We start from the raw sequence: 8,025 nt of genomic DNA, 5'->3' as shown, positions 1-8,025 counted from the left end.
CGGACTCGCGGTACCAACTACCCCAAATCGACAATCGGAGGATAGGTCTCAGCACCTGTCCATTCCGGGCGAAGGCCTTGGGCTACCTCATAGACCGAAAACCGCCGTTTGAGTTAACCGCAATGAACCCAGTCGCAACGACCACACCGATCATCATGACTCCTTGAAGGAAATCAGTTAGTGTGACCGCCTTCATGCCTCCGGCAAACGTGTAAAACACGTAGACAGCACCGATGAGGATAACGGACCAGTTGTACGGGATTCCGAAAATCTGTTCTCCAATCAAGCCGCCAATTTTCATCTGCGCGACGATGTATGCGGTTAATGTACCGATGAGAACAATTGGTACTACTAAGTTCATCGCCCGGTGGTTGTATCGAGCCTTAATAAGTTCTGGAACAGTAGCTACGTTCATATTACGAAGGACTTTTGCTAAGAAGAACGTCGTAATGAGGTAACCCAAAGCGACACCACCGTTATAAGCGGTGATGTAACCCCAGCCTGCTGAATAGGACAGGCCGATGTTTCCGAGCATAGTTCCGCCGGTGGCGAAAGCAGCGAAGATTGCGAAACCATTGATCCAAAGGCCGACACCGCCGCCTCCCGTCAGGAATGACTTTGCGGAAGAGTCTTCGGTTTGGCGGTGGGCATAAATGCCAATACCGACAGTGATGGCCATGTAAAGGATTAGTATGGCCAGAGGCAAGATATTCTCTTTAGGCATTGTTAACACCCCCGTCGTCATTCTTGTTGACGAAAAGATCGACGAGCAGAATGATGAGACTCAGAACCATAATGGCCACGAGTATGAAGTTGACTAGAGCCGTACCACTGATCATCGTGTTAAAGCTCATCGGCAGGAAGGCGACGACGGAAAGCGCGATGATGAAGACCGTCGAACCAAGATGAAATTTCGATGGCTTAAAGAATCCAAGGTCATTGGTGTTTGGACTATTTTGTTGGGGCATGAGATTCTTCCTTTTCAGTTGAGATAGAGACAGAACTGTTGAAATTGGGGGTTCGCTTATCGAGGAATGCCGACAGCCCTTCAGAACTGTCAGGATGGCTGAAGGCCAATCCCTGCGAAAGCTGTTCCTGTTGATGTCCGCCTAGAGCACCTGCTTTGATGGACTCTCGGGCAACACGTTGAGCGAGCGGTCCGTTTTCATTAAGTACGTGGCAGATTTCCATCGCTGCGGCGACTGGATCATCACTGATGCGGGTGATGACTCCCCATTGCAGTGCAGCTTCAGCATCGAGTTCTTTGCGCGTCAGAATGAGGTCCAAAGCGATAGCTTTACCGGCGACCTCGCGAAGCCTTTGGGTACCACCTGCACCCGGAATGATTCCCAGTCCTAGCTCTGGAAAGGCGAAACGAGATTCTGGATTCGCAATACGAATGTCACACGATAGAGCTAGTTCGAAACCGCCTCCTAGCGCCAATCCGTTAACTGCTGCAACAGTTGGTTTAGGGTAGCTCTCAATTCGGTTGTAGAGCTTTGCCATCGGATACTCATTGACAACCTCCCAAGGCGTCATCTGAGAAAGCTCCTTGACATCTGCTCCAGCGGCAAATGCCTTTTTGCCAGCGCCGGTGAAGATAACGGCTTGCACTGCGTCGCAAGATTCCCACTTTTCCAGTACCGAGTTAATCGCATTAAGTACTTCAGTGTTTAATGCGTTGAACTGCCGGGGCCGGTTGATAGTGATGATCCCGACTCCGGATTCATGTGAATGCTCGACTACGTTAGCTGGGTTCGTTGTGTTCTCGTTGTTAGACATACTCACTCACTTCTCCTTCTCGTACACGTAGAACCCTTGGCCAGACTTACGTCCAAGGCGTCCTTCCTGATAGAGACGCGTAAGGGTTTGAGAAGGGCCCTTAGAAGGGTCAACGGAGTCCTCAGCTTCTAGAACCTTGATGCCATAATTGACATCGATTCCGGTTAGGTCAAGCAATTCGAAGGGGCCTAGCGGGTGGTTAAGCCCTGCCTTGACAGCAGTGTCGATCTGTTTGAAGTCCGCAATCCCGTTTTCGTATAGGGAGATTGCTTCATCGAAAATTGCTGCAAGGATTCGGTTCGTGATGAAACCGAAAATCTCCTTCTCCAAACGGACCGGCGTTTTGTCGATGCTCTCGACAAATTCGACGGCTCTGTCAACAGTATTCTCTGAGGTGTGGTCGCCTTTGACCACCTCCACAAGAAGCAGAACCAAGGCCGGATTGAAGAAATGAATGTTGCATAGACGAGAAGGATCGTGGACTTCGCTAGCTAACTTCGAAGAGACGATGCTGGACGAGTTAGTGGCCAGAATCGCTTCCTTCGGGGCGTACGATGAAATCTCTGAGAAGAGCTTCTTCTTTGCTTGCAGGTCTTCGATGATTGCTTCAATGATGAGGCTGGCGTTGGAGCAAGTTTCTTCGAGACTGGTTTCGTACTTTAGCCGAGCGAAAGCTTGGTCAACTTCGTCTTGTGTGATTTTTCCCTTAGATAGCTTCTTTTCCATCAGCTCGTGTAGAAGGGAATCGGCACGGTCGAGTTGGTCAGTATTGATGTCATAAAGCGTTACTGTGTAGCCCTTGAGTGCGCAGTGAAAGGCAATCTGTGCACCCATAGTCCCTGCTCCGCAAATGGCGACTTTAGATTCAGCTGGATTCATTGCTATTTCTCCTCCACGATGATTTCAGTAGCGATTCCTTGACCTCCGCCGATGCAGGCTGAGACGATTGCTCGGCCTCCGCCTCGCTCGGAAAGCTCGGTGATTGTCTTCTGGATTAGGACGGTGCCTGTGGCGGCAATAGGATGTCCATGGGCAATTGCGCCGCCCAGTGGATTTATGTTGTCCACTGTGATGTCAAGCTCTTTTGCACAGGCAAGCACTTGACTCGCGAATGCCTCATTGATTTCGATGAACTCGTAGTCAGAGATGCTCCGGCCAGCTTGTTTTAGTACTGACTGAATGGCAGGTACCGGTCCAATTCCCATATAGTTCGGGTCAACGCCAACGACAGAACTTTCTCCGATGTGTGCCAAGGGAGTGAGGTCGTGGTGCATTGCCTTATCTGCTGAAACGATGCAGACTGCTGCAGCGCCGTCGTTAATTCCCGAGGCATTCCCTGCAGTAACAGTGCCTGAGGAAATAAAAGCAGGACGTAATGCTGCTAATTTTTCAGCGTTGGTATTAGGCCGAGGGTGTTCATCGTGTTCCACTGTCCCGTGACTAGAAGTCTCAGTCGGAATTAGGAAATGCGAGTATTTCCCTTGTGCTTTCGCTTTTGCATAGTTTTCCTGACTTCGTAGAGCAAAGTCATCCTGCTCTTCGCGTGAGATGGAGTACTTTTCCGCAAGGTTCTCGGCTGTTATTCCCATTGTGGGATCGCCAACTTCTGCTGTAGAGAGCTCGCGACGAAGGAAGCTTGGGGGTGTGGAATCGTATGCCCGTTTAGCGCGTGATAATTGGAATGGTTCGTTAGTCATACTTTCCATTCCTCCTGCAATGTAGACTCCGCCTTCAAAGGCCACGAGCTTTCCAGCAAGCGTTACAGCATTAATTCCTGACCCGCATTGCCGGTCGATCGTAAGTCCCGGAGTATTTACAGGCAGTCCTGCGCTGAGCGCCGCGACGCGAGCAGGATTCCCATAATGGGAAAGCGTATTTCCCATGATGACGTCGGTTATAGCCTCGTCATTCAAAAGTGCGTTAATGCTTGGATTGTCGATTAAGGCTTTGATGGCACGTGCACCAAGCTGTACGCCATCAAATTCGGCCAGGGTTCCTCCCTTTCTTCCGATAGGGAGGCGTGCGCCGGCGACAATAACTGCATCGTTGGGGCTCGACAAGTTTTCTCCTTCCTTGATGTGAGGTAGCACGAGTATTCGGGTGATTCGAATCACTTGAGGAAGAGTATCGCAGCATAACTCACACCCGTAAAGTGGTTAATCACACAGTATCGGACTCGGTATTGTGGGAAAGGACAATCAATGTCGGAATTGGGGATTGAAGGCGTGGTCCAGCTATGCCGTAAAGCATTGCAGTTGACACCGGTTAGCTTTCGGGAGGAGCTTCAAGATGCTGTTGTTTCATCTAGCTTTCCGGAACTCAAAGAGGTCCTGCTGGAGATTAGTAACCGTGCCGAGTCCTCGCGGAAGCTCCGTTCACTGGTTTCGGAAATTGCAGATCTGTCCTTAGATATCAATGGCGACGAGAATGTAGATGTGGCTTTCGGCAGAATTTTGTCTTTGGCCCGTCAAATGTTGGGGACAGATGCGGCGTTCATTATGGAACTTGATGAGCCTTCCGGCAGCGCAAGCATTATTCTTTCCAGCGGAATCTGGACCACGGAATTGCAAGAAGTTGAGCCCCACGAGAAGGGGTTCTTTTTTGAGATTTACCAGGTCGCTGCGCCATTGCAGGTGGCAAACTACTTGAGAGACGATGGCTTTGAGCATGATCCTGTGTTGGATACTGCAATAAAGCGAGAAGGGATACGGTCCTTATTGGGGATCCCCGTCGAAGCTGAGTCAGGGTTTCAAGTTCTTTTCGTTGCGGATAGGCATGAGCGTATTTATCACACGGGGGACATCTATATTCTTGAGCAGCTAGCAGTCCAAGTGTTAGCGGTAGGGGTCCGTGGGGAAGAGTCGAATCGCCACCACAAGGAGGTGAATAGCCTCAAGACGGTTGCGGAAGAATGCCGTGTAGAGCTGGCGAACTCTGCAAAAGCGCTAGAAACTATAGAAACGGTCATTTCAATGGTCAGTGATTTGCTGACCGAGTCGCGTGTAGCTGCTTTTCTTGCAGAAAACATGGGGGTTCAAATCCACATTTCAAGTTTGGAAGACCTCATGCTCGATAGTGTTGGAGGCTGGCTTCCGGTAGATGGTTACGCTCCTATCGAGAGTTATGTCCGGAGGACGTCCTCGCCGGGACGAGGAGAGTCCTTATCGTTGGGTGAGCGCGAGGTTTATGTCTCTCCCGTAATTCGTGGTGGGAAGCCCTGGGGAGTGGTTGTTGCCGACTTGATCATGCCTAGCCCTGAAACCCGGATTATTGACTTGGTAGCACGCGCCTTGAGTATTAAAGACGTCATTGGATTGGAGGCTGATTCACAGCGAGTGGTCGAGTCCTCAAATCTCTTCTTTTCATTGGTGAGTTCTGGAAGAACGCAGCTGACGGCACGCCAACAAGGCTTGCTAACCGAAGCGGAAATCGTAGAGGATGGCTTAAATCGTTTACTTCTTTTTTCTGGCGACGAAGCAGGTCTTCGACTGATTGCACAACGGTGTTCTGAGGTCTCTAAGGGGAAGCTCCTGATTGGTGTATCTACTGATCAGGTTGGCGTCTTAGGGGAGGCGAGCATTCTTGTATCCTTTTTTGAAACCTTTTCAAAACTTGTTGATTTGCGAAGATTAAAAGTGCACGGGTATCTGTCAGAAAAATTTACTGGTTTTCATGGAGTGGCAGAAGTATATCGCTCTTGTATACAGTTTCTTGATGATATCGCTTCCCTGGGTTTATCTAGTGAAACAGGCTGGTATACCGACGCTGCACTTCCGCAGTCTGTGCGTCTATTGGCTCGAATGACTAATGCTCAGCGAAAAGCATTGGTGGACGAATCAATAGGTAATTTGCTTCGCTATGATAGGGAAAATTCAAAGGCCCTAGTGCCTACTATGCAAGCCCTTTTCTCGCACCACTTTTCAGCATCCACCGTAGCCGAAGAACTTGATATTCATGTCAATACCGTTCGCAACAGGATGAAGAGAATTGATGAAATATTAGGTGAAGGCTGGAACGAGGGGGTGCGGTTACTAGACGTACAGTTAGCGCTCGCAGCACTGCGCATCGAGTCTGGCATGCCGACCGTCTTTAACGATGTCACCTGGACTGGAAGCCATTAGCCTAGAATTTTCCAGACACTTCAAATTGAAATTCCCCTAGCCGTTAACCACTGTTGGCTAACGGCTAGGGGCTAGCCGGGGCGCTACCTACTTCCAGTGGGAAGAGGAACGCTTGGCCATCTGCTCGCGGTACTGCTGGGTGGTGGTGGGCAGGAGCTCACCGGTGGCCCAGTCGAGGATGACGCCGTAGTGGCGGACCAGGTCGAGCTGGTCCAACTCGCCGGCGTTGTAGCGCTCAGCCACGGACTCCGGGGACTCCGCCAGCTTGTCCAGGCGGGTAGAGCGCAGCTCCTCACGCAGCTTCGCGGTTTCCTCCTCGTCGAGCTCGTACTCGTCGATTTCCGGGTCAACGGGGCGGATGACAACGCCGTAGTCCTTGGCGGCACGGCCCACGGAGACGTAGCCATCGATGACGTCCTCCAGCACGGCCTTCGGGTCGCGCTCCAGGGCATCGCCGAAGCCGCCGCCACCGGCGGAAGGGCGCTCGAAGGTATCGCCCGGGCCGACTGGAACATTGGAGAACAGCGCGCCGAGGTACTGCTCATCCGGGGTGCCGCGGTTGAGCCACACGCCCTGCGGGATGGAGGGCAGACCACCCTCGATGCCCCAGGTCACGGAACGCGAGCGGTCACAGCAGTAGCTCATGACGGTCTTGTTCGCATCCGTGAGCACACCGCCCTTGGTTACACCCACACCGCCGCGGAACTTGCCGGGGCCCGCCGAGTCAGTCACCAGTGCGTGGTGGCTGGTGATGACAGGGGAGAGACGCTCCTGGCCTTCGACCGGCTGGACCGCCAGGCCCGGGCCGAAGACCGGTGCGGTGGCGGAGGAACCGTCGCGGTCGACGCGGCCGCCCCAGCCGCCAGCCATCCAGTCGTACCACATGAAGAACTCGCCCTTGTCCTCTGGTTTCTTCGCGTCACGCGTATCCCAACCACCGATGAGCAGGTACTCCAGGTTGAAAGCGCAGGCCATGGCGCGCTCCTGCATGAGCTGGGACCACAGCTCGAAGACCGCGTTCATGATCTTCTCGAAGGGGCCGGAACAGAAGCCGGTCACCGCGTGCGGCATTCCGGCGTTGACCACGGTTCCCTCCGGGCCGAGGTCGATGTCCATAGCGCGGTAGAGTCCGGAGTTTAGTGGCACGTCGGGGAAGAAGGTTTTGGTACCGGCGACGATTCCGGAGAACGCGGAGCCATAGCCCGCGTTGAGGAAGCTGGCCACCGCCGGCGCGGAACCGTCCAGCGAGTAGGAGAGGCGTCCGCCCTTGATGCGCATCGTTACCTTGATGGGAACGAGGCCCTCTTCCTTGGCCGGGTCGAGGTCGATGTAGTCGATGGTGGACCACTCGCCGTCGTCAAGCGCGGCCACACGGGAGGTGACGATGTCTTCCACGTAGTCCTGGACCTCCCGCAGCGCGGTGCGCACGGTGTCGAAGGAGTACTTGTCCACGAGGCGGTGGATTTCGCGCTCACAGACCGCGGTGGCCTCGGCCTGGGCCTTGAGGTCGCCCATGACGATCTCGGGGCTGCGGGTGTTGCCAGCCAGGAGCTTGGCGACGTCCTTGAGGAACACGCCCTTGGACCACACGCGCACCGGGGTGATGCGCAGGCCCTCGGTGTAGTAGTCGGTCGCGGAGACGTCGAAGGAGCCCGGGACGGAGCCTCCGGCATCGGCCCAGTGGCCCTTGTTCTGCGCGAAGGCCAGCAGGGTGCCCTCGTGGAAGATGGGGCGCAGGAAGGACACGTCATTCATGTGCGTGCCGCCCTGGTAGGGGTCGTTGATGGCGAAGACGTCACCTTCGTGGATGTCATCGCCGAATTCCTTGAGCACGGCTTGGCACTGGAAGTGCAGGGTGCCGACGTGTACGGCGATGTCCTGGTTTCCCTGCATCACGGTGTTGCCCTCGGCGTCACACAGCGCGGAGGAGAAGTCACGCGAGTAAATGACGAAGGAGTAGCAGGTGCGCAGAATCTGCTCGGACATGAGGTTGACCGAGGTGGCAAAAGCGTTCTTGAGAACCTCGAAGGTCACCGGGTCGAGCGTGCGGCGGCCGGAAGAGGACGGCGACGGTTTCTGTGGCTGTGTATGAGTCGTAGTCATGTCGATTCCTTTCAAAGGA

7 protein-coding genes are annotated in these 8,025 nt (G+C 53.7%); 1 reads left to right on the top strand and 6 read right to left on the bottom strand.

What is annotated here, in order from left to right; all coding sequences use genetic code 11:
* Positions 1 to 82: 82 nt before the first annotated feature.
* From HMPREF2932_RS04090 to HMPREF2932_RS04070, 5 genes are read right to left on the bottom strand one after another with little or no spacing between them, the layout of a single operon-like run.
* Positions 83 to 724 carry a sodium:solute symporter family protein gene (locus HMPREF2932_RS04090; RefSeq protein ID WP_071409672.1) on the bottom strand — a complete coding sequence of 214 codons (642 nt, stop codon included), beginning with the start codon at positions 722 to 724 and terminating at the stop codon, positions 83 to 85.
* Complete coding sequence (locus tag HMPREF2932_RS04085) at positions 717 to 968, bottom strand: hypothetical protein (protein WP_071409671.1); 252 nt, start codon at positions 966 to 968, stop codon at positions 717 to 719. The genes HMPREF2932_RS04090 and HMPREF2932_RS04085 overlap by 8 nt, the downstream gene beginning before the upstream one ends.
* Positions 952 to 1,782, bottom strand: coding sequence for an enoyl-CoA hydratase/isomerase family protein (locus tag HMPREF2932_RS04080; protein ID WP_071409673.1), 831 nt, complete (start codon positions 1,780 to 1,782; stop codon positions 952 to 954). Before HMPREF2932_RS04080 ends, HMPREF2932_RS04085 begins: the two co-directional genes overlap by 17 nt.
* 6 nt (positions 1,783 to 1,788) lie before the next feature.
* Positions 1,789 to 2,661 (bottom strand): 3-hydroxyacyl-CoA dehydrogenase family protein, encoded by an 873-nt coding sequence (locus tag HMPREF2932_RS04075; RefSeq protein WP_071409670.1) that lies wholly within the window; start codon positions 2,659 to 2,661, stop codon positions 1,789 to 1,791.
* A gap of 2 nt (positions 2,662 to 2,663) precedes the next feature.
* Positions 2,664 to 3,896, bottom strand: coding sequence for a thiolase family protein (locus tag HMPREF2932_RS04070; RefSeq protein ID WP_210397757.1), 1,233 nt, complete (start codon positions 3,894 to 3,896; stop codon positions 2,664 to 2,666).
* A gap of 87 nt (positions 3,897 to 3,983) precedes the next feature.
* Here HMPREF2932_RS04070 and HMPREF2932_RS04065 point away from each other — a divergent pair, with 87 nt between their 5' ends.
* The gene (locus HMPREF2932_RS04065) at positions 3,984 to 5,903 is read left to right on the top strand and encodes a helix-turn-helix domain-containing protein (protein ID WP_071409668.1); all 1,920 of its coding nucleotides are present in this window, start codon (positions 3,984 to 3,986) and stop codon (positions 5,901 to 5,903) included.
* An 87-nt stretch (positions 5,904 to 5,990) separates the two neighbouring features.
* Here the strand turns inward: HMPREF2932_RS04065 and HMPREF2932_RS04060 are convergent, their stop codons facing one another.
* A complete protein-coding gene (locus HMPREF2932_RS04060) occupies positions 5,991 to 8,006 on the bottom strand; it encodes a hydantoinase B/oxoprolinase family protein (RefSeq protein WP_071409667.1) in 2,016 nt (671 codons plus the stop codon).
* Between the last annotated feature and the right edge of the window lie 19 nt (positions 8,007 to 8,025).

It is taken from the genome of Corynebacterium sp. HMSC074H12, assembly GCF_001813755.1.
GTDB classification, from domain to species: domain Bacteria; phylum Actinomycetota; class Actinomycetes; order Mycobacteriales; family Mycobacteriaceae; genus Corynebacterium; species Corynebacterium hiratae.
Note: the sequence above shows the minus strand (reverse complement) of the source record. Positions and strands in the feature narration are given on the sequence as shown.

Excerpts from the sequence above, each read along its gene's own strand:
- HMPREF2932_RS04085 (WP_071409671.1), bottom strand. The coding sequence starts at position 968 with ATGCCCCAACAAAATAGTCCAAACACCAATGACCTTGGATTCTTTAAG.
- HMPREF2932_RS04065 (WP_071409668.1), top strand. The coding sequence starts at position 3,984 with ATGTCGGAATTGGGGATTGAAGGCGTGGTCCAGCTATGCCGTAAAGCA.
- HMPREF2932_RS04090 (WP_071409672.1), bottom strand. The coding sequence starts at position 724 with ATGCCTAAAGAGAATATCTTGCCTCTGGCCATACTAATCCTTTACATG.
- HMPREF2932_RS04080 (WP_071409673.1), bottom strand. The coding sequence starts at position 1,782 with ATGTCTAACAACGAGAACACAACGAACCCAGCTAACGTAGTCGAGCAT.
- HMPREF2932_RS04075 (WP_071409670.1), bottom strand. The coding sequence starts at position 2,661 with ATGAATCCAGCTGAATCTAAAGTCGCCATTTGCGGAGCAGGGACTATG.
- HMPREF2932_RS04060 (WP_071409667.1), bottom strand. The coding sequence starts at position 8,006 with ATGACTACGACTCATACACAGCCACAGAAACCGTCGCCGTCCTCTTCC.